Consider the following 25,237-nt stretch of genomic DNA (forward strand, 5'->3'; position numbering starts at 1 on the left):
TAGTTTATCATCGACACGCAAGACAGGAGGCCTGCCAATGCAAGAGGACAGACTGCTCGAACTCGATGCCCGCCATGCTTGGCATCCCTACAGCGCGACACGCCATCCGGATCCAGTCTATCCGGTGCGTCGGGCGCAGGGGTGCCGCCTGGAACTCACCGATGGCCGGCAGCTAATCGACGGCATGGCCTCCTGGTGGTGCGTGATTCATGGCTACAATCACCCGCGCTTGAATGCGGCTGCGCAGGCGCAGTTGCAGGACATGGCGCATGTGATGTTCGGTGGCCTGACCCATGCTCCAGCCATGGGGCTGGTGGAGCGGCTGGTGCGCCTGACTCCGGCGCCGCTGCAACGGGTGTTTCTGAGCGATTCCGGCTCGGTTGCGGTCGAGATCGCACTCAAAATGGCCATGCAATACTGGCAGGCGCGCGGAACACCGGACAAAGTCCGCTTTCTGGCATTACGCCGTGGCTATCATGGCGATACCTTCCATGCGATGTCAGTCTGTGATCCCGTCACCGGCATGCACCGACTGTTCAGTGGCGCGCTGCCGCAGCAGCTGTTTGCCCCAGCACCGACGCCAGGGTTCGACCAAGGCTGCACCGAGGCGCAGATCGCTGACATGCAGCAGTTGCTCGACGCACATCACCAGCAGCTGGCTGCGGTGATTCTGGAGCCCATTGTGCAGGGCGCCGGCGGCATGCGCTTTTACTCCCCTGAGTATCTGACCCGGGTGCGTGCCCTGTGCGATCACTATCAGGTATTGCTGATTGCCGATGAAATCGCCACCGGCTTCGGGCGCACTGGCCGGCTGTTTGCCTGCGAGCATGCCGGCATCAGCCCGGACATCATGACACTGGGCAAAGCGCTGACCGGGGGCTATCTGACCTCGGCGGCCACCCTGACCACCGAAACGGTCGCCGATACCATTGCCAGCGCCGAGCCGGGGGTCTTCATGCACGGCCCCACCTTCATGGGCAATCCACTCGCCTGCGCCATCGCCAATGCCAGCATCGATCTGCTGCTTGACAGCGATTGGGCGGCTAACATCCAGCGTATCGAAACCGGGCTACGTGCCGGCCTGGCCCCCTGTCGCGAGCTGTCCGGCGTCGCTGAGGTGCGGGTGCTCGGGGCCATTGGCGTGGTGGAGATGGAGCAGCCAGTCGCCATGCGCGAGATTCAGCGTCACTTTGTGGCCCAAGGCGTTTGGATTCGCCCCTTTGGACGTTTGGTCTATTTAATGCCGCCCTTTGTCATCACCGACGCCGAGTTGGAGCACCTCTGCGCGGCCATGCTGAGCGTCCTGCACGCCTGGGGATCGAACCCGTCGCCAGCTGTCGCCTGATCACGCTCGCTTGCTCATGCTGCCCGAGCAGACGCTTTCGGCTATGATAAGTCGCGCTGGACGCAACCGGCTCAGGGGCCAGCGTTTAGTCACATCCAGACTTCATGCAAACTTCATGCAGACCGTTCAAATCATGCACGCCGCTCAGTCACAGGATTCAACATCAAGCCAACCACCCACCTTTGTCTGGCCGGTGCGCGTTTACTACGAGGACACCGATGCCGGCGGTGTGGTCTATAACGCAAACTATCTGCGTTTTTTTGAGCGCGCCCGCACCGAATGGCTGCGCGCGCTTGGCTTCGAGCAGGATCAGCTGCGTGCGACGCATGATCTGCTGTTTGTCATGCGGCGCATCAATGTGCGCTTTGTGCAGCCGGCGCGCTTCAACGATGCGCTCAGTGTCACAGTGGTGGTGCAGCATCTCGGGCGTGCCAGTATTGATTTTGAGCAGCAGATTCGCCGCGTGGCCGATGACCAACTCTGCTGCCAGGCCGAGGTGAATATTGCGGCGGTGAGTGCCGCCTCGCTGCGGCCCACCCGTATACCGCCCCATCTTTTCGCGGAGATCGCCGATGAGCGCTGAGCTTTCGCTGTTCGATCTGTTCGTCAATGCCAGTTGGCTGGTGCAGCTGGTGTTGCTGGTGCTGATTCTGGCCTCAGTGTTGTCCTGGGCGGTGATTTTCGACCGCTCGCGGGTGATCAAAAAAGCCCGGCAGGCGGCTGAAACCTTTGAGCACCGCTTTTGGTCCGGAGGTGATCTGAGCGCCTTGTATCGCGATCTCGGTCAGAGCGAAGCCAGCGGTTCCGGGCTGGCGTCGATTTTTCGCGCCGGTTTTAAGGAATATGTCCGGCTGCGCAAAATCGAACCCGATGACACCATGGCCGTCATCGTCGGCGCCGAGCGCTCCATGCGCGTGGCGCTCAGCCGCGAGATGGATCGGCTTGATGCCAATCTGGCCTTTCTAGCCACTATCGGCTCCATTGGCCCCTATGTGGGCCTATTTGGCACCGTCTGGGGCACCATGACGGCCTTTTACGCCTTGGGCAACCTGCAACAGGCGACCCTGGCGGTAGTGGCGCCCGGCATCTCCGAGGCACTGATTTCCACTGCCGTGGGGCTGTTCGCTGCCATTCCGGCCGTAGTAGCTTTTAATCGCTATGTTGATCAGGTTGAGCGGCTGCACAATCGCTACGAGGAGTTCATGGAAGAGTTCTCCACACTGCTCCAGCGCCAAGGCCATCAATAAGCGCCATCACATCAGGGCCATTCATCGCCAGAGTCATCAATGAAGCGCAAAGACCGCCGCAACCGCCGCCGGCCCATGGCCGAGATCAACGTGGTGCCCTACATTGATGTGATGATGGTGCTGCTGGTCATTTTTATGGTCACGGCACCGCTGATCAATCAGGGCGTGAAACTTGACCTGCCCCAGGCGCAGGCTGATCCGCAGCCGGCCGAGGATAATCCGCCGGTGGTGATCCATATCGATAAATTTGGCGACATCTACCTCGATTCTGGCGATGCGAACCCGCAGCGGGTCGATCAACAACAGCTGTTCGAGCGCCTGGAGCGCGTGCTGGCCACCACGGCGAATGTTCAGGTCATGCTGCGCGCGGATGAATCCATCACCTATGGGCGCATCGTCGATGCCATGGTCGCCGCTCAGGCCGCCGGAGCGCCCAGCGTGGGGCTGGTGACGCAGCCGCCGCCTGAGGAGAGCCCCTGACCAGGCGTCATGTGGAACATTCTGCAACGCGACCCACGCGTCTTTTTATGGGCGCTGCTGCTGCACGTGGGGCTGGCCATCCTGCTCTTCAGCGGTATCCACTGGATCCCGCGTGAGCAGGCACTCGGCGCCGATGAAGAACAACAGTCAGTCGAAGCACGCCTGCTGCTGTCGTCCCAGCAGCAGGATCGCGTCGCCGAGTTGCGTGATCCGGAAGCCTTCCGGGCTGCACAGGAAGCCGAGCGGCAGCGTCAGGCAGCTGAGCGCCGCCAGATGGCCGAGGCCGCCCGGCGCGCGGCAGCTGAGGCGGAGCGCCAACGGCAGGAAGCCTTAGAAGCGCAACGCCAACGCGAATTGCAAGCCAAGCGCGAGGCCGAAGAACGCGAAGTGCGCCGTCAGGCGGCAGCCGAGGCCAAGCGCCAAGCCGAACAACAGGCGCGCCTGGAAGCGGAGCGGGTCGCCCGTCGTCAGGCCGAGCGGAAAGCCCAACAGCAGGCCGAACGTGAGGCCCAGCAGCAGGCGGAGCGCGAAGCCAAAGAACGTGCGCAGCGTGAGCGTGAGGCCGAGCAGCAAGCTCAGCGCGAAGCCGAGGAACGCGCCCAGCGTGAAGCCAAAGCGCAGGCGGAGCGCGAAGCCGAGCAGCAGGCCCAGCGTGAGGCTGCCGCAGCGGCCGCTGACGCCGCCCGGGTACAACGCCTCGCCAGCGAATGGGTGCCTAAAATCGAGCACCGGGTGAAGCAAGTCTGGGTGCGTCCCCAGGGACTCCGAGTGCAGGTCGCAACTCTGGTGTCTCTCAAACTCAATCCCGGCGGCGAGGTGGTGCCAGGCAGTGTCAAAGTCATCGAAAGCAGCGGCTACCCGGCCTTCGATACTTCAGTGGTTCGCGCCATTGTGGATGCTTCCCCTCTGCCGGTCCCCGAGGGCGAGGATTTTGAACTTTTCCGTGAATTTAACTTCCGCTTTAGACCTTAGGAACTTTGTAGGAACCTGTCATCATGATGCGCCTTCTGTCCCTTGTGTTGTTGCTGTTCGCCACCAGCGGTATCGCTCAGGCGCGCCTGACAATTGAAATCACCGGCGGTGTCGAAGGCGCGCAGCCCATCGCCGTCGTGCCCTTTGGTCGTCTGGACGGCGCCCAACCTGGCGCCGACCTGGCCAGCATCATCGCGGCCGATCTGGCGCGCACCGGACGTTTTAAGCCCATGCCGCCGCGCGACATGCTGATGACACCGCATCGTGCTGAGGAGATTGATTTTCGCGAGTGGGAGCTGCTGGCCACCAACAACCTGGTCATTGGCGAGATCCGGCCTGCCGCCAGCGGCGGTTACCGTATTGACTACAGCCTGTTCGATGTCTTTGGTGGCAAACAGCTGCTTAGCAGCAGCCTGCAGAGCAACGAGCAGAGTTTGCGCCTGAGCGCGCATCGCATGGCCGATGCCATTTATGAAAAGCTCACCGGCGACCCAGGTGTCTTCTCCACGCGCATTGCTTATGTCACCTCAGTCGGGCGCGGCACTCCGAACGAGCGCGTCACCTTGCGGGTGGCCGATGCCGATGGCTTCAACCCCCAGACCATTGTTGACTCGCCCGATCCCATCATGTCTCCGGCCTGGTCCCCAGACGGGCGCAAGCTGGCCTATGTGTCCTTCGAGCATCGCCAGTCCGCCATCTATATTCAGGAATTAGCTACGGGGCGACGCACCAAAATCGCCAGCTATCCCGGCATTAACGGCTCCCCAGCGTTTTCGCCCGATGGCGCTCGCCTGGCCATGACCTTGTCGAAAGACGGCAATGCCGAAATCTATGTGATGGATCTGGGATCCAGGCAGTTGACTCGCCTGACGGATCACTACGCCATCGACACCGAGCCGGCCTGGTCGCCGGATGGCGGCACCCTGTACTTCACCAGCGACCGGGGCGGCCACCCGCAAATCTATCGCATCCCGGCCAACGGAGGCGCCGCTGAGCGGGTCAGCTTTGAGGGCGACTACAATGCCGCCGCTGAGGTCGCGCCCAACAGCCGCGCGCTGGTGCTGGTCACCCGCACCGCCGGGCGTTTTCACATTGCGCTGGACCAACTGGGCAGCACCACGCGCCGCTTATTGAGTCCCGGCCCCCTGGATGAATCCCCCAGTTTCGCACCCAATGGCAGCATGGTAATTTACGCATCACAAAACAATGGCCGCGGGGTTCTGGCCGTCACACCCATTGCCGGTGGTTCCGGCCAGCGTCTCACCCAGGATGTCGGCGAAGTACGTGAGCCGGCCTGGTCGCCCTTTTTACGCTGAATCCAAATGGCTTTCCCCATCACATCCGAAGCGCCGCCGGCCAATCGCCACCCATAATGCCTGCGGCCCTGGCCTGATAACCTGGAGTAACCCGTGAAAAAACCGCTGTTCATCCTACTGGCCAGCCTCATTCTGACCCCATTGCTAAGCGGCTGCCCAACGACACCTACACAGTCCGATACCGGGCTGACAGGCGAGGAACTCGATGCCATGGGGGGCGGCTATGATAGCGCCACAACTGCCGGCGTCGATGCTTACAGCCGTTCGCCGCTGGAAGATCCTTCCAGCCCCCTGTATCAGCGGGTTATCTACTTCGGCTACGACACCTCGGCCATCGATCCCAAATATGCCAATTTGCTGCGCGCACATGCCGATTATCTGGCACGCACCGCTGATGCCTCGGTCGTTCTGGAGGGGCACACGGATGAGCGTGGCACCCGGGAATACAACCTTGCTCTGGGGGATCGCCGTGCGGATGCCGTGCGCCAGTTCCTGGTCACTGAAGGCGTCCCGGCACAAAAAATTCGCACCCTGAGTTATGGCGAAGAGCGCCCGGCCGAGGTTGGACACAGCGAACGTGCCTACTCGCTGTCGCGCCGGGTTGAACTGGTTTACTGAGGCCTTAGTCTATGGCTGTTACCACTTAAACAGGAGGATGCCTTGAAACGGCTCCCTATCGTATTCGCGCTCGGGTGGATGCTGGTCACAGCCAGCGCCAGCGCCGATCCCATGCTGGAAGCGCGCGTCGCCAAGCTCGAACGCATGCTCAGCGAACAGCGCCAGTCCGATCTGCTGTTGCAGATTCAGCAATTGAAGCAGGAAGTGCAAAATCTGCGCGGCATGGTCGAGAAGCAGCAGTTTCAACTCCAGCATCTCAGGTCACCAGCATCAGAGACCACCGCCCAGAGCACGGAGGCATTCCCGCCTAAACGTCCAGCGCCGCCTCCACCTACACTGGATGCACCAGGCACCGAAGCCGCGCCGGGTTCGCGGTTCAGCCTGCCCGGACTCGAAACCAACCCAGGCCCCGGCACCCTCACCGAGTTACCACCCGCTGATAGCCGCTTCCCCGCACTCCCTCAGCCCGAAACCGAAAACGGTGGCGAACGCGACGCCTATCGTGAAGCCTTTGAGTATCTCAAAGCGCGCAACCAGGAAGCGGCGCGCACCGCCTTTGAAGAGTTGTTGCAACGGTTTCCGCGCGGTGAATTCGCCGACAACAGTCGCTACTGGCTCGGCGAGATCAGCTACCAAGACAAGGACTATCCCGAAGCGCGTGCCGCCTTCGAACAACTGATTCAGGACTATCCCTCCAGCCCCAAGGTGCCTGGAGCCATGCTCAAACTTGGGTATCTCGATTACGACGAGCAGCAGTACGACCAGGCCCGCGTCATGCTCCAGGCCGTGGTGCGCCGCTTCCCCGGCAGTGCCGAAGGCCGCCTGGCCGCCAAACGCCTCGCCGAGATCGATGCTGTCACCGCTGGCAGTCAACGCTAAGCTTTCAATATACAGCCCGATACAACTGCGCGAAGCGGTTAAGCCCGACAGCCCCCCAGCAGCGCGCTCAAAAAGGGTACAGTTGGTATGCGCCCCTGGGCCAGGCTAACGGCGTCGATTTCATCGAGCAGCCTGAGCAGGCTGGCCGGGTCGCGCGGGCAGCGGCTGAGCAGGTAACGTCGCGCGGCGACATCCAGGGCAAAACCGCGGGCCTGTGCTCCCTGCTCCAGCAGGTCATCCAGCCCCAGGTCATTGAGTGGCTGAAGCAAAAAACTTGGCCCAGAACAGAGTCGGGACTGTAAATCGGCCAACTGAAAACCAATAGTTGCGGGAGGGCGGGTGGCAGCAATCAGCAGGCGCCCGCCATGCTCCTGCAAACGGTTGAAGAGTGCAAAAAGTGTTTGCTCCCAAGGAGCCTGGCCGGCGATCTCCTGCACATCATCAAGCGCGACGGCATCCAGCACCTCCAGCCCCTCACAGACCGCTGGCGCCAGACCGGCTTGCGCCAAAGATAGATAGACCAAACTGCGCGCGCGTGCTTGCAGCTGGGCACAGGCGGCTTGCAACAGATGCGTCTTGCCGCAGCCGGGTTCTCCATGCAGCGCCAGATAAGGTGCTCCAGCGCCGGCAATCCACTGACGCAACGCGGCCAGCGGCTCGGCATTGCGCCCTGGGATAAAGTTTGCCAACGTCTGCGGCTGCGGCAGACGCAGTGCCAAGCCAAGTTGTTGCATGGGAACGCGGAACCGGCCGGCGCGCGGCACTTAGCACGCGCGAGCGCAAGCACCGCGCAACAGCAGCGACCAGCGTACTGATCGCATGATTAAGCGGCCAGCGCCCGAGCGGTGCGCGCCAGTCGGCGGCCCAGCCCCTGGCACAGGCGCGTTTCGGCTTCGCTCAATGGCTGGTCGTTGTTGATGCCGGCCAAATGCGACGGCCCATAGGGAGTGCCGCCTCCGGTGGTATGCAGCAGGTCAGTTTCGCTGTAGGGCAGGCCCAGGATCATCATGCCGTGATGCAGCAGCGGCAGCATCATGGAGGTGAGCGTGGTCTCCTGCCCGCCGTGCAGGCTGGAGGTGGAGGTGAAGACACCCGCCGGCTTACCCGCCAGGGCGCCTTTCAACCACAGCGCCGAGGTGCCATCGAGAAAATACTTCATGGGCGCAGCCATGTTGCCAAAGCGCGTCGGGCTGCCGAGCGCAAGACCGGCGCAGTCACGCAAATCTTCCTGCGTAGCATAGGGCGCGCCGGTGGCAGGAATGCTGTCTTCCACGGCTTCGCAGACGGTCGAAACCGCCGGCACCGTGCGCAGTCGCGCCTCCAGACCTGCTTCTTCGACTCCGCGCGCGATCATGTGCGCCATCTCGGCAGTGGCTCCGTGGCGGCTGTAGTACAGGATGAGGATGTAATTCATGACAGTGGTCGCTGGTCAAATAGGTGATAAACAGTGATCAGTAAGCAATCGTCAGTGATCAGTGATCAGTGATGCTTGGGAGATGCTTTCCAGAGCGGCGATCAGGGCGCTGCTGCTACGCTCGGGCAGCAGCGGGATCAGCACCAGCTGACCGCCGTAGCGCTGCACCTCATCGGCGCCAACCACCTGCTCGGGACGATAGTCGGCTCCCTTGACCAATAGTTCGGGGCGAATGGCGCGAATCAACTCCAGCGGCGTGGCTTCGGCAAAGAGCACCACGGCATCAACGGCGGCCAGGGCGGCTAGCACCCGCGCGCGGTCGGCTTCCGGCATCAGCGGGCGTTGTGGCCCTTTGAGTGCGCGCACCGAGGCATCAGTGTTGAGCCCGACGATCAGGCGCTGTCCATAGCGTCGTGCCTGCTCCAAGTAGCTGACATGGCCGGCATGCAGCAGATCAAAACAGCCGTTGGTGAAAACAATGCGCTCTCCCTGAGCGCGCCACTGCTGCAAGCGCTCCAGCAAGGCTGGTAAGGTAAGAATTTTTGCCATCGGACTGACTGCACTGGTGTCATCCAGGGCGGCCAAGAGATCGGCGCTGTCCAGTTGCGCGGTGCCAAGCCGACCCACCACCACTCCGGCGCCCAAATTGGCCAGCGCAACAGCATCGGCACCGGCGAGTCCGGCCGCCAGGGCGGCAGCCAGCACCGCAATGGCCGTATCCCCGGCACCCGAGACATCGAAGACCTCGCGCGCCAGCGCCGGGAACGGCTGCTGTCCTTGGGCATTGATCAGCGCCATGCCGTGTTCGCCCAGAGTGACGACCAGGGCCGTCAGCCCGAGGGATTGGCGTAAGCGTTCGGCACCATCAAGCAGGGCGGGCAGAGGGGCATCGTTGCCCAGTCCGAGCGCTTGCGCCAGTTCCAAGCGATTGGGGGTAATCAGGGTCGCCCCCTGGTAGCGGCTGAAATCCCGCCCCTTGGGATCCACCCATACCGGGCAGCCGCACGCCCGTGCCGCCTGAATCAGCCGCTGGCACAGATTGCCACTGAGCACCCCCTTGGCGTAATCCGACAGCAGCAGCCCATCCCGCTGCGCCAGCTGGGGACGGATGGATGCAAACAGCGCTTCTTCCAGCAGGCCGGGTAAGGGCAGATCCTCCTCGCAGTCAATGCGCAGCATCTGCTGATGATTGCCAATCGCCCGCGTCTTGGTGCTGGTGCCGCGCTCAGACGTACTCAGTACAGCGCTGGTGCCAATGCCGGCCTCGCCAAGCCGTTGCCGCAGGCGTTCACCAGCGGCATCCTGACCAGTCACACCGGCCAGCTCGACGCTCAATCCCAATGCGGCCAGATTGCGCGCGACATTGGCCGCGCCGCCAGCGACCTCGGTCTCGCGGCGCAGCCGCAGCACCGGCACCGGTGCCTCAGGTGAGATGCGCTGAACCTCACCCCACAGGTAGCGATCCAGCATCAGATCGCCCACGACCAGCAGCCGCCGCGCGCCAAAGCCCGCCACGACGGCCTGTCTGACAGCACTCAAGTCGCCAAAGCTCATGACGCCACGCCCGGGGCAATAGCGGCCTCAATCGCATCACACAGGATATGTCCAATCAGCTGATGCGCTTCCTGAATGCGTGCGGTGTGCCGAGAGGGCACGCACAGACACAGCTCGCAGTAGTCCGGCAGCTGTCCGCCGTCCTGCCCAGTCAGTCCGGCGCGAAACAGACCTCGCCCAGCAGCGACCTCCATTGCTCGCAGCACATTGGCGCTATTGCCCGAGGTGGACAGGCCGATCAGCAGATCGCCGGGACGCGCGATGGCCTCGACCTGACGGGCAAAAATTGCCTCGAAGCCATAGTCATTGGCCACCGAGGTGAGAACGGAGGAGTCGGTGGTCAGCGCCAGCGAAGCCAGTCCGGGGCGCTCGCGTTCAAAGCGCCCCACCAGTTCGGCGGCCAGATGCTGGGCATCGGCTGCGCTGCCACCGTTGCCCATCCACAGAATCCGCCCACCCGCCTTCAGAGTGGCCAGACCACGCTCCGCCAGGGCGGCAATCTCGCCGGTCAGGCCGGTCAGAGCCTGGATGGTTTCGAGATGTTCAGCAAAGGTCGCGCGAATCCGCTGGTGCATCAGGCGTTACGTCTGGAAAAATCGGAAGAAGGTGCAAGTATCCGGGTTTCAGCCCACCAATGGCAAACGCGAAGCGATCAGGCTGGCGCATCCCGTTACCCGCGTCGCCTCACCAGCTCCTCAATGCGACGGCGAATCTCGCGGAAACTGCGCTTGGGCACATAGCGCCGGGACGCCTCGCGTGCCCGTTCGGCAGCATCGAAGCGGTGTTTAACCGTCGCCGCCAGGGCGGCGGCGCGATCCGGGTGTGCAGCCAGCACCTGCTGCAAACACTCAAAACTGATGCGCACCAGCACCACATCACTGCGCGCGCAGTATTCCAGAAAAGACGGATCATTGGTTGCCATCGACAGGATGCCATAATAGTCCCCCGGCCCCAGCAGCTCGGTAACCTCTTTCGCACCACCCGGCAGGGTGATGCTGGACTCGACCAAACCGTGAATCACCACATCGAAGGCTTGAGCAATCTCGCCCTCGCGCAAGAGTACGGTGCCGGTGTCGAAGTCCAGATAGCGACTCAAGGCGGCGATCCGTTCAATCTCCTCATCCGTCCATTGGCGTGACACATCAAGCTGTTTGAGTGCCTGAAAAATGCTCGGACGCTCCCGGGTGTTGGCGTCGGCGCGGCGCGTGCGCCACTCCGAGACGGCGGGCGAGATATGAATACCGGCGTTCAGAAAGGCATAGTGAATCTCGCGAAACAATTCCTCGCGGCCGCGAAACATGGCCGGATAATTGTCATAATGCACCCACACCATGTATTCATAAGGCTGAGTCATGGCATTGGCTAGGCGCACCACCGGCAACGGTCGGTTCAGCACATGTGGAGCACGCATGGCGGCATCAAGCAACAACGCCGTGGCAAAGCGTGGATCCACCTCGGCCGGTACCTGCACCATGTACCAGGGGGCGAACTGACGCCGGCCACCCTCGTAGTTCTTGATGTTCTGCCCGGCGATCAGTGAATTGGGAATAATGTGTCGCGCATTGTCCCAGCCCAGCAGTCGCGTGGCGCGCCAGTTGATATCCACCACCCGCCCGACAATGCCGCCGGGCAATTCGATCCAGTCGCCGATCTGAAACGGCTTTTCGATGCCCATGGCGATGCCGGCAAACAGATCGCTGATTGGACGCTGCAAAGCAAAGCCGGCCAGAGCCGCCGCCACGCCGGTTGAAACCCAGACACCCGCAATGGAATAGCCCTGCTGCCACATAAACAGACTGATGCCACCAAGCAGACCGCCAAGGTAACCGAGCGCACGCAGCAATCCGGGCACGGTTTCGCGATAATCCGCGATACGCTTCTCAAACAGAAACACTTCGATCACGCGCGCGCCCGACCATGACAGCACAACGAAGAAGACCAGGACGGTCATGACGCGCAACGGCTGATCGGCGCGCGGAATTTCAAGTTGCTCCACTGCCAGACGCAGCAGGGAGCCGATCAGGATCACACTCGCCGGCAACACCACCAGATCCACCACCGAAACCAGCCCCGGCATGGGCGGCAGCAGCCCGCGCTGATCGAGCTTGCGCAGCCCCAGTTCCCACAAGGCCAGCAAGCCGACGCAGGTGGCCAGCAGCCAGGCCGGCTTATTCAGCAGCACATCAAACAGATTCAGCTCGTGCATCATGGTGCCGCCTCTGAGACTAGCACTGACACCCTGGTGCGCATCGTGCTAATTTGCCCCTTCAGCCACCCGCCACCCACGCCTGCCCAATGCCCCATTGCCCATGTCAACATCCTACGACCTCGTGCTCATTGATGCTTCTGGTTATCTGTTCCGTGCTTACCATGCGCTGCCCAAGCTCAGCAACTCCCAAGGCGAGTCCACTGGTGCCCTGGTTGGCGTGCTGAATATGATCCGCACCCTGCGCGACCGCTATCAGCCGCGCTACCTGGGTGTGGTGTTCGATGCTCCCGGGCCAACCTTTCGCCATGTGCGCTTTGCCGATTACAAGGCCCAGCGCCCGGAGATGCCGGCGGACCTGCGCGAGCAGATTCAACCCCTGCAAGCCATCATTCGCGCCCAGGGACTGCCGCTGCTGGTCATTCCGGAGGTGGAAGCCGATGATGTCATCGGCACTCTGGCCACTCAGGCCGACCAGGCCGGGCTGCGCACGCTGATTTCAACCGGGGACAAGGATCTGGCGCAACTGGTGAATGCGCGCATTCATCTGATCAACACCATCAGCGACCATTTGCTCGACCCCGCCGGTGTGCGCGAGAAGTTTGGCGTACCGCCCGAGCGGATAGTCGATTATTTAAGCCTGATGGGCGACTCGGTCGATAATATCCCCGGTGTGCCCAAATGCGGTCCCAAGACGGCGGTCAAGTGGCTGAACCAGTATGGCGATCTCGACGGCGTAACGGCCCATGCCGGCGAGATCAAGGGCAAAGTCGGCGAGTCGCTGCGCGCCTGTCTGGATCAGTTGCCGCTGGCACAAGAGCTGACCACCATTAAACGCGATGTGCCACTCGATCTGGCGCCAACCGATCTGCTACCCACTGCACCGGAGATTGAGCACCTGCGCCACTGGTATCAGCGCATCGAATCGCGCCGGTTGCTGGCAACCCTGGAGACAGGTGTTGAAAACGGAGCGACCCGCAACAGCGTCTCGACCAAGGAACAGGCCGACCCGCCGGGAGAGAACCACACCGAGCCACCCATCGGCACACCGAGCGCGTCCAACTATGAAACCATTCTGAGCGAGGCGGATTTTTCCCGCTGGCTGGAGCGTCTGCAAGCCGCTGAGCTGTTCGCGCTGGACACTGAAACCACCGCGCTCGATTATATGCGCGCCGAAATCGTTGGCCTATCTTTTGCAGTCGAGCCAGGCGTAGCGGCCTATCTGCCCCTGGCGCACAAGTCTATGGACGCACCGGTCCAGCTGGATCGCAACCAGGTACTGACCGCACTCAAACCGCTGTTGGAAGACCCACAGCGGCCCAAGCTGGGGCAAAATCTGAAGTACGACATGAATGTGCTGGGCAATCATGGTATTAAACTGCGCGGCGTCGCACACGACAGCATGCTCGAAAGCTATGTGCTCGAAAGCACCGCCAGCCGCCACGACATGAACTCCCTGGCAAAGAAATATCTCGGCCACGACTGCATCGCCTTCACCGACATCGCCGGCAAGGGCGCCAAGCAGCTCACCTTCGATCAGATCGCGCTGGAGCAGGCCGCGCCCTATGCGGCCGAGGATGCCGACATCACCCTGCAACTGCACCGCTGCTTTTGGCCCAAGCTCGAACAGGCGGGGCGCCTAAAGGATCTCTACCAACACATCGAAATCCCCCTGGTACCGGTGCTATCGCGCATGGAACGCATCGGCGTGCGCATTGATGGCGACGAACTCGCGCGCCAGAGCCAGGATCTGGCTGAGCGCATCGTGGAACTCGAAAGCCAAGCCTATCAGGCGGCCGGGCGGCCCTTTAATCTCGGCTCGCCCAAGCAGATCGGCGCCATCTTCTTCGACGAACTTGGCTTGCCGGTGGTCTCGCGCACCCCCAAGGGCGCGCCCTCGACCTCCGAAGCCGTGCTGGAAAAGCTGGCCGAAGATGGCCACGAACTCCCTCAGCTGATCCTGGAGCATCGCGGCCTGTCCAAACTGCGCTCCACCTACACCGACAAGCTGCCGCAGATGCGCCATCCACAGACCGGACGAGTGCACACCAGCTATCATCAAGCCGTAGCCGCCACCGGGCGCCTGTCATCGAGCGACCCGAATCTGCAGAACATCCCCATCCGCCGCGAGGAAGGCCGGCGCATCCGGCGCGCCTTCATCCCCGAACCGGGCCATCGGCTGGTCGCGGCGGATTATTCGCAGATCGAACTGCGTATTATGGCGCATCTGTCCGGCGACGAGCGCCTGCTCGCCGCCTTCGCCGAGGGGCAGGACATCCACCGCGCCACGGCCGCCGAAATTCATGGTCTACCGCCCGAGCAGGTCAGCGCTGAGCAGCGCCGTTCAGCCAAGGCGATCAACTTCGGGCTCATCTACGGCATGTCCGCCTATGGACTCGCGCGCCAGCTCGGCATTAGGCGCGGCGAGGCCCAGACCTATGTGGATACCTACTTTGCCCGCTATCCCGGCGTCAAAGCCTTTATGGATCGCATTCGCGAACAGGCCGGTTGCGATGGCTATGTCGAAACCCTCGACGGACGGCGACTCTATCTGCCGGAGATCACTCACAAAAACCAACAGCGCCGCCAGGCCGCCGAGCGCACCGCGATCAACGCCCCCATGCAAGGCACAGCGGCGGACATCATCAAACGCGCCATGATTCAGGTCGATGCATGGATTGAACGCGAGCAGCCCCCAGTGCGTATGATCATGCAAGTGCACGACGAGCTGGTGTTCGAAGTGCAGAGCGAAGCTTTGGATAGCGCCAGCGCGCGCATTCGCGAGTTGATGCAGTCAGCCGCCGACTTGGCCGTGCCCCTGATTGTTGATGTTGGGATCGGGGATAATTGGGATGAGGCGCATTGAGAAGCTGCTTTTTAGACAAGCTTCGAAGATCGGTTGAAGGGGCTGAATCAGGCGGCTGGCCGGCCGTCGGCCGGGGTGTGAAGAATCCGAATCAGGCGTAGTCGTCAATGATTGGACGGCGAAGGTTTCTCCGATCCGGGGAGACACGCGACGAGAGAAGATTGTTTTCCCTGGGGGAGCCGGTCAAGCGACGATCGCCGCGTCGGCGATCACCATCGCGGCGATCACCAGCACGCCGCTCTTCCTGGCGCCGTTCAATGGCTGAGCGCAAACCGCCGCGACGATCATCCGTGCGTCTTTCCTTGCGACGGCGCTCGCCGCGACGCCTTTCCTCCGCGCGACGCTCATCGCCGCGACGCTTCCAGGGAGTAGATTGAGAACGCGGCATACTTTGCGCCGCCAGATAGGGGTTGCGCTCCTGCTCCTCACCGGTGGGCGTACCTTTGAAAAGGGTCGAAGCAATGGGTCGAATAGCTTCAAGTCGATCAAACATGGTCGGACCTCAAGGGGCTACTTCAAACTCACAGAGCCTTTCCTTAAGTACTATCGTCCTAATCGGTCACTTCTTGAACAAAGATCACAAAGATCGTTGAGCAACCCTTACAGTAACCCCCATTCCATCCGCCGCAAAAGATTCTTTATGTGTAAATCGCGTATTTACAGGTCGCCTTCGGTTAAAAGCGGCGTCATTGCATGCAGCAGATTACCAAACAGACGCGGATTGATTTGCTCCTCGCGCGCCAGCAAGGCTTTGAAATACTCGCGTTGCGTGGGCTTCTCAAAACAGGCCGGACAACTGTCAGGCACCACCGGCAAGGCTGCTGCCTCAGCATAGGCGCGGGTCTGGCGCTCGCGACAGTAAACCAGGGGGCGAATGACGCGCAGATCCCCGGCATCAATCCGGTAGTGCGCCTTCATGGTGCGTAGTTGCCCACCATGGAAAATCGACATCATCAGGCTCTCGGCTAAATCATCAAGATGCTGGCCAAGCGCCAAGACGTTATAGCCCTGCTCCCGACACAAGCGGTACATGATGCCGCGCTTCATGCGCGCACAATAGGCGCAGAAGGAATCCCCATCCATGTGCTGTTGCGCCTGTTCCATGATTGGCTGGCGCTCGTACAGATAGTCGATGCCCAGTGCGGCGTAATAGCCGGTGAGCGGTTGTGGATCAAAGCCCGGGATCTGGGGATCGACGGTCAGCGCCGCCAGTTCAAAGCGCACGGGTGCGCGCCGTTGCAAGTGCCAAAGAATCTGCAACAGCGACAGGGAATCCTTGCCACCGGACACCGCCACCAGAACGCGATCTCCGGTTTGGATCATGCGGTAGTCGGCAATGGCGCGACCGACGTGTCGCAACAGGGTTTTCGGTGGGCTATCTGGACGTTTGCGGTGACTCATGGCAGCGGCCTTTAAGCGGCAAAGCGATGTTCCTCGACCGCCCAGGCATCCAGGCTGGCGTTCAGCACCATGCAGGATGGGCCGCCATGGGTGCGGGCATAGCCCGCTGCGCCCGGATTCAACACCCAGGGCTGTTTCTGACAATCGGCAATCATCTGGTGACTGTGGCCGTAAACGATCACCCGCGCGTGCGGATAGCGATGGCGCAAGCGCTCATGGCGCCCGGCGGCGGCCAAGCGATGGCTATGTTCGACCACCAGGATGCCACCCGGCAGTTCAACACTGGCCCAGCGGGGAATGCGTTCCAACAGGCGTCGCTCCTCGGCCGGCCAGCTACGAAAGACATCATTGTTGCCACGCACGGCATAGACACGTCCAAGCCGGGGCTGCAAACTTGCCAGCACGGCAGCTGAGCCAATATCCCCGCCGTGCACGGCAATATCGCAACTCTCCACCAACTCCAGCACGCGAGCGTCAACCTGGCCATGGGTGTCTGCCAGCAAAGCAACTCGCAGCTGCTGGGGCGAGCACGTCGGCTCGCTCATGGATGCAGCAATAGAAGACCCGTTGTAATCGAGTCAGCTGGCATAAGCAACAGGTCGTCCATGAGCACAGATCGCTAGCCGTCGATGCGCAATACCAGCTTGCCGGTCAGCCCACCGGCTTCGAGCCGGCGGTGGGCGTCGCCGGCCTGATCAAGTGCGAAGCGCTCGGTGACATCAATGCGCAAACGCCCCTGCGTAATCAGCTCGGCGCACTGGCCAAGAATCCAGCCCTGATGAGCCATGGCTTCGGGGATGCCGCGCACCTGCGGAGTCAACATCAGCTCCAGGCTGAGACGCAAATTGCGCTGCCGCGCCTCGCTGAGGTCCAGCGCCGGGCCGGGATCAAGCAGGGTCACCAGATCGCCGTACAGCGCCATGACCGGGATCGTCTGGCGGAACACCTCGGGACCGACGGTGTCGAGCGCAATATCCACGCCACGCCCCTGCGTCCAGTCGGCGACGGCCTCAGGCAGCGACTCCTCACGATAGTTAATGGCGCACTCCGCCCCGAGGCGATGTACATAGTCAGCCTTGTCAGGATGGCTAATGGTGGTGGCCACCCGCGCGCCGGCCGCCACTGCCAGTTGAATCGCCACATGGCCCACACCACCGGCACCGCCATGAATCAGCACCTGCTGGCCCGGTTTGATTCCGGCGCGATCATGCAGCGCCTCCCAGGCCGTCAGCAGCACCAGGGGCGCGGCGGCAGCCTGGTCGATGTCCATGCCTTGCGGCAGCGGTTGCAGCAAGGACTCATCAACCACGTTCAGCTCGGCATAATTGCCACGCGGCCCACCCAGACCGCCGCTGCAATACCAGACCGCATCCCCCGGTCGCACCCGGGTAACCTCAGCACCAGTCGCCTCCACCACGCCAGCGCCATCGCAGCCCAGCACCGTGGGACCGTCCACCGGCCGCATCGGGCCGCGCGCGCGAATCTTGGTATCCACTGGATTCACCCCGGCCGCCTGCACGCGCACCAGCACATCATGCGGCGATTCGATCCCGGGAGCCTCAATGGGTGCCGGATGCAGTACCTCGGCACCGCCCGGCTCGGTCATAACAATGGCTTTCATGAGCATGGCAGACGTGATCGCGTACTCAGTTTGCTTTGGCCAACTCGGCCACTTCTTCCAGCACTCGCAAACGGCCAGTTGCATCCAACTGACGGAAATGACTGACCAGGCGCTGCTCCTCGGTCGATAACTCAGGCGCTGAGTCATCCAGGCAGAGCAGGTGCACCGGCGACACAGTTCCCAGCGCCTGCGCCAGGGCTTGTGCCTGTTCGAGGCCCATGCGCCGAATGCCCTGTTCATAGTTACTGATACGGGACTTAGACAGTGTATTCCCTGTCCGTTCCGATAATTGCGCTAGACTCAGCTCCTGAGCCTTGCGCGCTTCCCGCAGTCGTTGTCCAATCGCGAGGTTCAGCTCGTCTTTATTCATTGGTTTCCGTCAATCAAAAGCAAAATTTCCATCAACACCCGCACCACCTGGATCAGCTACTATGCCTGTCACGGCAATCAGAGGCAAGACGCATTGTCGCCTGTTTGACCGCGCATCAGCCCGGTTTCCGGGATTCGCGCGCCGCGTGCAAAGGCTCCAGTGGTTCAGGCACCGTCGCGGCCTCGGATCGGTGCCGCCTCAGGCTCAGTCGTTCTGTGGCGATGATCAGCCCCAACACCACCGCTGCCAGCAGGCCGATGACCCCATCGTAGTCACCCGCCAGCCAGGACCAGGGCGCGGTCTCGACCCCGTCACTCAAGCGGCGGCTGACCTGAATCACAAACACCCAGCCGGCATGCAGACCAATGCCAAGCGCCAGGCTGCCGCTGCGCTCGCGCACCAGTGCCAGCAGCAGGCCGGCCAGCCAGAGCGCCAGCAGGGAATCCAGATGGTGCAGCTGCAAGGGTCCGGCGAACAGGCTACCCAGCATCCAGGCAATACCGCTCCAGTCAGCCACCATGCCAGCGGGTAATGCCTGGGGCTTCATGAAATGAACCAGCGCATAGAGAGCTGCCGACCAACTGGCCGCTGACCAGAGCGAATGCCGGCGGCGCAGCGCCGCGAAAAGCGCGCCGCGAAAGAAGGTCTCTTCGAGCAAGGCGATCAGCAACCCGGCGATCAGCGCGCGCAGCGCGGTTTGGGCAAGTTCGAGTGGCAGACTGGGTTCCCAGGACTCAAACACCCGCGCCCCACTGAGGAGCAGCAGCGCAACAATGCTGCCCATCATCAGGGTGCCAAGACACCAGCCCAGCATGAGCTTGCGCCCAAACACCCGACGCGCCTGATCAAAGCCCAGACAGGTGCGATGATCAAGCCGCAGCCAGTGCAAAAAGGGCCACAGCCCCAGTAGCATGATCACTTGCGCAAGGCGGGCCAGGATTCGCTGCGGCTCGGCATCAATCAGCTGATTCTGAAGCAGAGGCGCGCTGAAGACGGCCGCCAGCAACAGGCTGCCGAGCATATAAGCAAAGAACAGGGCTGTCGGGCGCATGACACCTCTCGCATCACAGAACAACAAAAACCCCCGCGGGAGCAGGCACTCCGTTGGGGGTTCGGGTTTCCCGGCCGCGCGCAAGATGCGCCGGCCAGGTCAGGGACTCACCGGATGAACCGGATTACATCATGCCCATGCCACCCATATCACCCATGCCGCCCATGCCGCCGCCAGCGCCACCGGCTGGAGCTTCGTCCTTGGGCTCATCGGCCACCATAGCCTCGGTGGTGATCATCAGACCCGCGACGGAGCAGGCGTTCTGCAATGCGGTGCGGGTGACCTTGGTCGGGTCGAGAATACCCATGCCGACCACATCGCCATATTCGCCACTGGCGGCATTGTAGCCGTAGTTGCCTTCACCTTCGGCAACCTTCTGCATGACCACCGAGGCTTCAGCACCAGCGTTGTTGACGATCTGACGCAGCGGCTCTTCCATGGCGCGCAGGGCAATGCCGATACCGACATCCTGATCGTGGTTGGCGCCCTTGAGGCCGCGCACGCCGGTGAGCGCCCGCACCAGAGCGACACCACCACCGGGGACGATGCCTTCCTCGACGGCCGCACGGGTTGCGTGCAGAGCGTCTTCGACACGGGCCTTCTTCTCCTTCATCTCGACTTCGGTCGCGGCACCGACCTTGATCACCGCCACGCCGCCAGCCAGCTTGGCCAGACGCTCTTGCAGCTTCTCGCGGTCGTAGTCGGAGGTGGTCTCCTCGATCTGGGCGCGGATCTGCTCGCAGCGACCCTTGATGTCCACCTCGGAGCCGGCGCCGTCGATGATGGTGGTCTCTTCCTTGCTGACCTGGATCTTCTTGGCCTGACCGAGTTCGTTCAGGGTAGCTTTCTCCAGCGACAGGCCGACTTCCTCAGAAATCACGGTGGCGCCGGTCAGGATAGCGATGTCTTGCAGCATGGCCTTGCGACGATCACCGAAGCCGGGTGCCTTCACGGCGCAGACCTTGATAATGCCACGGATGGAGTTGACCACCAGGGTCGCCAGCGCTTCGCCTTCGATGTCCTCGGCAACAATCATCAGCGGCTTGCCGGACTTGGCCACACCTTCGAGGATGGGCAGCAGATCGCGGATGTTGGAGATCTTCTTGTCGTGCAGCAGGATGAAGGGGTCTTCCAGCTCAGCGGTCTGGCTCTGCTGGTTGTTGATGAAGTAGGGCGACAGATAGCCGCGGTCGAACTGCATACCCTCAACCACGTCGAGTTCATTCTGCAGCGACTTGCCTTCTTCAACCGTGATAACGCCTTCCTTGCCAACCTTCTCCATCGCTTCAGCAATGATTTCGCCGATGCTGTCATCGGAGTTGGCGGAAATAGTGCCAACCTGGGCGATTTCCTTGTTATCGGAGCAGGGACGCGACAGATCGCGCAGTTTTGACACGGCCGTATCAACGGCCTTGTCCATGCCGCGCTTCAGGTCCATGGGGTTCATGCCGGCAGCGACGGCTTTCAGACCCTCGCGCACCATGGCCTGCGCCAGCACGGTGGCGGTAGTGGTGCCGTCACCGGCGACATCGGAGGTCTGAGACGCGACTTCCTTGACCATCTGTGCGCCCATGTTCTCGAACTTATCGGCCAGCTCGATTTCCTTGGCCACTGATACGCCGTCCTTGGTGACGGTGGGTGAGCCAAAGGATTTCTCCAGCACCACGTTACGACCCTTGGGGCCCAGGGTCACCTTTACAGCGTTGGCCAGAATATTGACGCCATCCATCATGCGCGCACGCGCATCAATGCCAAACTTAACTTCTTTTGCACTCATTGTGCCTTACTCCCGTAATCTTAACTGGTCTCGCGACTGGGCGACGCGAAGAAAAATGTCGGTTGAGTCGGCCTGCCGAAGCTCGGCCGGGGCTCGGCTTTTTAGCCTTCGATGACACCCATGATGTCTTCCTCGCGCATCACGAGGAAATCCTCGCCGTCGATCTTTACTTCAGTGCCGGAATACTTCCCAAAGAGCACCTTGTCGCCGACCTTAACGTCGAGCGCACGGGTATCGCCGCTGTCGAGGATCTTGCCGTTGCCAACGGCGATCACTTCGCCGCGGATGGGTTTCTCAGTGGCCGAGTCCGGAATGACAATACCGCCAGCAGAGGTGCGCTCCTCTTCCATGCGACGAATGACGACGCGGTCATGCAAAGGACGAATATTCATCAGTGAATCTCCTCAAGTAGGGTGCGTGGTCGAGTGCCGGACCAAGCGAACGACCGAGTCAGGCGACCGTGCGGGCGATTGGTTGTTAGCACTCATCAGTAACGAGTGCTAATAATAGTGCCGGCGCGCGCGCTGTCAAGGGGGCAGGACGCAAATAGGAGATTTTTTTGTCCCGGCTAGATCGCGTCGAAGCGCTCGAACTGCATGCTGAACTGGCCGCGTCCCTGGGTCAGGCTGCGCAGTTCGGTGGCATAGCCGAGCAGGGCCTCCAAGGCCACCTCGGCCTGCACGCGCGCTTCGCGCTCGCTCCCGGCCGCGCCCCCCGTCAGAGTGCCGGCCTCATGCAGTGCGGTGGCACGAATCACGGCATGACGCGCTTGCAGGTCGCCCAGCACCGGGCCAAGGTGCTCTTCCGGTACCGACAGATCGACCCGCATGAGCGGATGCAGCACCAGCGGCCGGGCCTGAATCAGTCCCTGACGCAAGGCTTTGGCCGCTGCGGCGGTCAGTGCCTCAGGGGAACTGGCCTGAGCAAAGAGCTCGACCCGCAGCAGTTCCACGATCACATCCTCAACCGGCGCACCCTGCACGGGACCGCTGTCCAGGATCTGTTGCAGGCCCTGCTGAATGGCCTGGCGCTGCTCGGGGCTTAGCGTCGCCCCCTCCGGTGTGAGGCTCGGCTCACCACCCAGCTGTCGCCCCGCGCCGCGCGCATTGGGCGTGACTCGCAGCCCGACGCTGGCGTTGACTTCCGGATGCTTGCCATCGGGTGAGGCCGGGCGCTGATAGCGCGCCTCCACACTGGCTGAGGCGCCAATGCTTTCACGCACCGCCACGGCCGGTCGCCCGCTGCGCACATGCAGATGAAATTCACGCTCCAGCCGCTCCAGGACAATTTGCAGATGCAGTTCACCCATGCCGCGCAGCAGGCGCTGGCCGGTGTCCGGATCTTCCTCGACTCGCAGCGTGGGATCTTCTTGAGCCACCTTATCCAGGGCACTCAGCAGCTTGTCGTCCTCCGCGCTGCTCAGGGGCTCAATTGCCAAGCTGAGCACCGGGGTGCGGGTTTCAATGCGTTCCAGGCTGAGCAGGTGTTCGGGGTCGCAGAGGGTATCGCCAGTGGCCGCATGGCGCAGTCCGGCGAGCAGCACGATTTGCCCCGGCTCAGCCAGCTCCACTTTGGTCTTTTTGCCAGCATCAAGATCGAAAATGCGTGCAATCTGTTCCTTGACTACGCGCCCGTCAGCGCCAATAAAGGCGACGCTGTCCCCAGGACGCAGGCTGTTGCGATACAGTCGGGTAAAGCAATGGCGCCGCCCGTCCCACAACTGCACCTTGAATACTAGTGCCGCCAGCGGCCCGTCAGTGCTGATGTGAATGGATTCGGTAGCCGAGGCTGCGTCGTCCGCCACCCGTTGTGCCAACATCGCCGGGCGATCCAGGGGCGCCGGTAGCAAATCCACCACAGCATCCAGCAGCGGCTGCACACCCAGGTTGCGTAGCGCGCTGCCACCCAGACACGGAAATAACTGACCGCTCAGGGTTCCGCGTCGCAACGCGGCGAGCAGTTGCGCCGGTTCAATCGCCTCACCGGCCAGCACCGGGTCGGCCAAGGTCTCGTCCACCTCGGCGGCGGCCAGCAGCAGCGTCTCGCGGTACTCTGCCACCTGCAACCACAGGGCTTCAGGACAGGGTGTGCGGTGCAGCAGCTCACCCTGCTCGCCCTGGAACTCGATCAAGTCCTGCCCGATAAGGTCAATCACCGCGTGGCGCTCCGGCAGGGGTACGGTGATCGCCAGGGGTTGTACGCCGAGGCGCTCGCGGATATCCGTCATAGCGCGTGCAAAATCGGCGCCCGGGCGGTCCATCTTGTTGATAAAAAAAAGCGTTGGAAGCTTAAAATGATTGCGCTGCCGCCACACGGTTTCGGTCTGCGGCTCGACAGCGCGCACCCCATCGAGCACCAAGATAACGCCATCGAGCACGCGCATGGCGCGCTCCACTTCGATACTGAAGTCAACATGCCCCGGGGTATCAATGATTTGCAGCCCATGCTCGCGCCAGGGCGCATGCGTCACCGCCGCCGTGATGGTAATGCCGTGCTCCTGCTCCTCGGCCATCCAGTCCATGTGGGCTGCGCCCTCATGCACCTCGCCGATTTTGTGCAAAGCGCCGGTATAGAACAGAATACGCTCTGTCAGAGTAGTTTTGCCGGCATCGACATGCGCGGCGATGCCGATATTGCGAACGCGTTGGAGTTTGTGTGAATGCTTAGTCACAGCCGTGATGGGGATTTCAAAACAGGTCGCCTGGCCGGGTACTTTTTACCATCTTGGCCATTTGCGCAACAAATCAAGCCTGCGACTTCAGCGCGACCCGCGTGCTCGAAGTGGCGGTCGGCGGCACTGCTTGCGAGCCTGTGGCTCGGCGCTGCGGTCCCGGGAATCAGTCTGGGTTCGCCACCCTATCGCCTCACCAGTCCCGACGATGATGTCATCGGCACGCCCTTTTATGTCAAGGCCGACTCGCGGCAAACCCTGCTCGATATTGGCCGGCATCACGGACTGGGCTTCGATGAGATGGAGCAGGCGAATCCGGATGTGGACATGTGGGTGCCCCAGGATGATGTCGATGTGCTAATCCCCGCGCGTCAAGTGCTGCCGGATGCACCGCGCCAAGGACTGGTACTGAACACCGCCGAGAAGCGACTCTATTATTTCCTGTCACCGCAAGCAGTCGAAACATTCTCGGTGGGCACGGGACGCGAGGGTTGGGAGACGCCGGTGGGGCAGTACAGCATTGTCGAGAAAATCAAGGGTCCAACCTGGACGCCACCGGCGTCGATCCGCGCGGAGCATGCGGCCAAGGGCGAAATTCTGCCGGCGGTGGTGCCGGCGGGGCCGGACAATCCACTGGGTGCCTATGCCATGCGACTGAGCAATCGCAGCTATCTGATTCACGGGACCAACAAGCCCTGGGGCGTCGGTATGCCGGTCAGCCACGGCTGTACCCGGATGTTCCCGGAGGATATCGAGCATTTGTTTCAGAAGGTGCCGGTCGGAACGCCGGTGACCATTGTCGATCAGCCTTATAAGGTCGGCTGGCTTGGGGATCAGCTGTTTTTGGAGGCCAATGCATCGGCGCAGCAACAAGCGGCCACACAAATTGAGGATTTGATTCCGGCGGCCATTGCACAAGCAGCGGATGTAGCCATTGACTGGGAGGCCGTCAGGCGGGTGAAAGATGAAAATACCGGCCTGCCCACGGTGGTAGGCGGCCGGCGGGAATCAGCCAGTTGGCATCACTTGGACATGATCTTCTGATACATGCGGTTGATGCGCTCCTCGTTAGCCTGGCAGCAGGCCTGAGCGGAATTGGCGGCGTCCATAGCAGCCTGAGCCATGTCACGCGCTTCCTGATCGGTGGCGCAGCCGCCGAGCATGGCGGTGCTCAGCACAACGGCGGCCGACAAAGAGACAAGTTTGGTTTGCTTGGTCATAAGAATTTTCTCCATAAATATCTGTTGCCTGATGGCGGTCTTGTTATATCACACTCTGCACGCAATTTGCGGCCCGATGCAAAAATCACTGTTGGTTAAAGGCGTTGTGGCGCGGCAACTGATGCTGATATAACAACCACCAGCCCCATAATTGGGCATTTGCGTTGACAAGGCCAAGTCAGTTCGAGCACATTGGCATCTTTCCGCTGATCGCCCCGCCCAGTTCAGC

At 61.8% G+C, this 25,237-nt stretch carries 25 protein-coding genes; 10 read left to right on the forward strand and 15 right to left on the reverse strand.

The annotated features are described in order from the left end of the window. Positions 1–37: 37 nt before the first annotated feature. The 8 genes from bioA to ybgF all read left to right on the forward strand — a co-directional run bounded on the left by bioA (position 38) and on the right by ybgF (position 6,857). Positions 38–1,345, forward strand: a complete 1,308-nt coding sequence (gene bioA / locus CKO36_RS00565) for an adenosylmethionine--8-amino-7-oxononanoate transaminase (protein WP_200279088.1) — start codon at positions 38–40, stop codon at positions 1,343–1,345. A 115-nt stretch (positions 1,346–1,460) separates the two neighbouring features. Further along, on the forward strand, positions 1,461–1,928 hold the full coding sequence (gene ybgC, locus CKO36_RS00570; protein ID WP_338053390.1) for a tol-pal system-associated acyl-CoA thioesterase: 468 nt from the start codon (positions 1,461–1,463) through the stop codon (positions 1,926–1,928). Next, a complete protein-coding gene (gene tolQ, locus CKO36_RS00575) occupies positions 1,918–2,592 on the forward strand; it encodes a protein TolQ (RefSeq protein WP_200279090.1) in 675 nt (224 codons plus the stop codon). Before ybgC ends, tolQ begins: the two co-directional genes overlap by 11 nt. A gap of 39 nt (positions 2,593–2,631) precedes the next feature. Further along, positions 2,632–3,072 carry a protein TolR gene (gene tolR, locus CKO36_RS00580; RefSeq protein ID WP_200279092.1) on the forward strand — a complete coding sequence of 147 codons (441 nt, stop codon included), beginning with the start codon at positions 2,632–2,634 and terminating at the stop codon, positions 3,070–3,072. A 9-nt stretch (positions 3,073–3,081) separates the two neighbouring features. Beyond that, on the forward strand, positions 3,082–4,044 hold the full coding sequence (gene tolA, locus CKO36_RS00585; RefSeq protein ID WP_200279094.1) for a cell envelope integrity protein TolA: 963 nt from the start codon (positions 3,082–3,084) through the stop codon (positions 4,042–4,044). Between the two features lie 23 nt (positions 4,045–4,067). Further along, positions 4,068–5,360, forward strand: a complete 1,293-nt coding sequence (tolB, locus tag CKO36_RS00590; RefSeq protein ID WP_200279096.1) for a Tol-Pal system beta propeller repeat protein TolB — start codon at positions 4,068–4,070, stop codon at positions 5,358–5,360. A 93-nt stretch (positions 5,361–5,453) separates the two neighbouring features. Next, positions 5,454–5,978 carry a peptidoglycan-associated lipoprotein Pal gene (gene pal / locus CKO36_RS00595; RefSeq protein ID WP_200279098.1) on the forward strand — a complete coding sequence of 175 codons (525 nt, stop codon included), beginning with the start codon at positions 5,454–5,456 and terminating at the stop codon, positions 5,976–5,978. A 42-nt stretch (positions 5,979–6,020) separates the two neighbouring features. After that, complete coding sequence (gene ybgF, locus CKO36_RS00600; RefSeq protein ID WP_200279100.1) at positions 6,021–6,857, forward strand: tol-pal system protein YbgF; 837 nt, start codon at positions 6,021–6,023, stop codon at positions 6,855–6,857. Between the two features lie 38 nt (positions 6,858–6,895). On the opposite strand, the gene hda is transcribed toward ybgF, so the two are convergent. The 5 genes from hda to CKO36_RS00625 form a co-directional block, all read right to left on the reverse strand. After that, entirely contained in the window at positions 6,896–7,591 is a 696-nt protein-coding gene (hda, locus tag CKO36_RS00605) for a DnaA regulatory inactivator Hda (protein ID WP_200279102.1), read from the reverse strand. An 89-nt stretch (positions 7,592–7,680) separates the two neighbouring features. Then, the gene (gene wrbA, locus CKO36_RS00610) at positions 7,681–8,271 is read right to left on the reverse strand and encodes an NAD(P)H:quinone oxidoreductase (RefSeq protein ID WP_200279104.1); all 591 of its coding nucleotides are present in this window, start codon (positions 8,269–8,271) and stop codon (positions 7,681–7,683) included. A 51-nt stretch (positions 8,272–8,322) separates the two neighbouring features. Continuing rightward, on the reverse strand, positions 8,323–9,825 hold the full coding sequence (rfaE1, locus tag CKO36_RS00615) for a D-glycero-beta-D-manno-heptose-7-phosphate kinase (protein ID WP_200279106.1): 1,503 nt from the start codon (positions 9,823–9,825) through the stop codon (positions 8,323–8,325). After that, positions 9,822–10,400 (reverse strand): D-sedoheptulose-7-phosphate isomerase, encoded by a 579-nt coding sequence (locus CKO36_RS00620; RefSeq protein WP_200279109.1) that lies wholly within the window; start codon positions 10,398–10,400, stop codon positions 9,822–9,824. The genes rfaE1 and CKO36_RS00620 overlap by 4 nt, the downstream gene beginning before the upstream one ends. Before the next feature lie 95 nt (positions 10,401–10,495). Next, complete coding sequence (locus CKO36_RS00625) at positions 10,496–12,034, reverse strand: mechanosensitive ion channel domain-containing protein (RefSeq protein ID WP_200279111.1); 1,539 nt, start codon at positions 12,032–12,034, stop codon at positions 10,496–10,498. Between the two features lie 100 nt (positions 12,035–12,134). On the opposite strand from CKO36_RS00625, the gene polA reads away from it, so the two are divergent. Next, the gene (gene polA, locus CKO36_RS00630; RefSeq protein WP_200279113.1) at positions 12,135–14,897 is read left to right on the forward strand and encodes a DNA polymerase I; all 2,763 of its coding nucleotides are present in this window, start codon (positions 12,135–12,137) and stop codon (positions 14,895–14,897) included. 183 nt (positions 14,898–15,080) lie between these two features. Here polA and CKO36_RS00635 read toward each other — a convergent pair whose 3' ends face one another. From CKO36_RS00635 to CKO36_RS00675, 9 genes are all read right to left on the reverse strand, one after another. Beyond that, a complete protein-coding gene (locus CKO36_RS00635) occupies positions 15,081–15,245 on the reverse strand; it encodes a hypothetical protein (protein WP_200279115.1) in 165 nt (54 codons plus the stop codon). Positions 15,246–15,554: 309 nt separating this feature from the next. Beyond that, positions 15,555–16,298, reverse strand: coding sequence for a PP-loop family protein (locus CKO36_RS00640; protein ID WP_200279117.1), 744 nt, complete (start codon positions 16,296–16,298; stop codon positions 15,555–15,557). An 11-nt stretch (positions 16,299–16,309) separates the two neighbouring features. After that, positions 16,310–16,843 (reverse strand): metallophosphoesterase family protein, encoded by a 534-nt coding sequence (locus tag CKO36_RS00645; RefSeq protein WP_200279119.1) that lies wholly within the window; start codon positions 16,841–16,843, stop codon positions 16,310–16,312. 74 nt (positions 16,844–16,917) lie between these two features. Continuing rightward, a complete protein-coding gene (locus tag CKO36_RS00650; protein ID WP_200279120.1) occupies positions 16,918–17,919 on the reverse strand; it encodes a zinc-binding dehydrogenase in 1,002 nt (333 codons plus the stop codon). 25 nt (positions 17,920–17,944) lie between these two features. Further along, positions 17,945–18,289, reverse strand: a complete 345-nt coding sequence (locus CKO36_RS00655; protein ID WP_200279121.1) for a helix-turn-helix domain-containing protein — start codon at positions 18,287–18,289, stop codon at positions 17,945–17,947. A gap of 115 nt (positions 18,290–18,404) precedes the next feature. After that, entirely contained in the window at positions 18,405–19,340 is a 936-nt protein-coding gene (locus tag CKO36_RS00660; RefSeq protein ID WP_200279122.1) for a CPBP family intramembrane glutamic endopeptidase, read from the reverse strand. Between the two features lie 124 nt (positions 19,341–19,464). Next, positions 19,465–21,117 (reverse strand): chaperonin GroEL, encoded by a 1,653-nt coding sequence (gene groL / locus CKO36_RS00665; RefSeq protein ID WP_200279123.1) that lies wholly within the window; start codon positions 21,115–21,117, stop codon positions 19,465–19,467. Positions 21,118–21,218: 101 nt separating this feature from the next. Continuing rightward, complete coding sequence (gene groES / locus CKO36_RS00670; protein ID WP_200279124.1) at positions 21,219–21,509, reverse strand: co-chaperone GroES; 291 nt, start codon at positions 21,507–21,509, stop codon at positions 21,219–21,221. Between the two features lie 176 nt (positions 21,510–21,685). After that, on the reverse strand, positions 21,686–23,788 hold the full coding sequence (locus tag CKO36_RS00675) for a GTP-binding protein (RefSeq protein WP_200279125.1): 2,103 nt from the start codon (positions 23,786–23,788) through the stop codon (positions 21,686–21,688). Between CKO36_RS00675 and CKO36_RS00680 the strand changes: the two genes are divergently transcribed. Further along, positions 23,777–24,832 (forward strand): L,D-transpeptidase family protein, encoded by a 1,056-nt coding sequence (locus CKO36_RS00680; protein WP_242469289.1) that lies wholly within the window; start codon positions 23,777–23,779, stop codon positions 24,830–24,832. The two genes, CKO36_RS00675 and CKO36_RS00680, sit on opposite strands and share 12 nt — an antisense overlap. On the opposite strand, the gene CKO36_RS00685 is transcribed toward CKO36_RS00680, so the two are convergent. After that, positions 24,811–25,008 (reverse strand): alanine-zipper protein, encoded by a 198-nt coding sequence (locus CKO36_RS00685; RefSeq protein ID WP_200279126.1) that lies wholly within the window; start codon positions 25,006–25,008, stop codon positions 24,811–24,813. The genes CKO36_RS00680 and CKO36_RS00685 overlap by 22 nt on opposite strands. Positions 25,009–25,237: the final 229 nt, after the last annotated feature.

The sequence above is a fragment of the Rhabdochromatium marinum genome (genome assembly GCF_016583795.1).
Taxonomy (GTDB): Bacteria; Pseudomonadota; Gammaproteobacteria; order Chromatiales; family Chromatiaceae; genus Rhabdochromatium; species Rhabdochromatium marinum.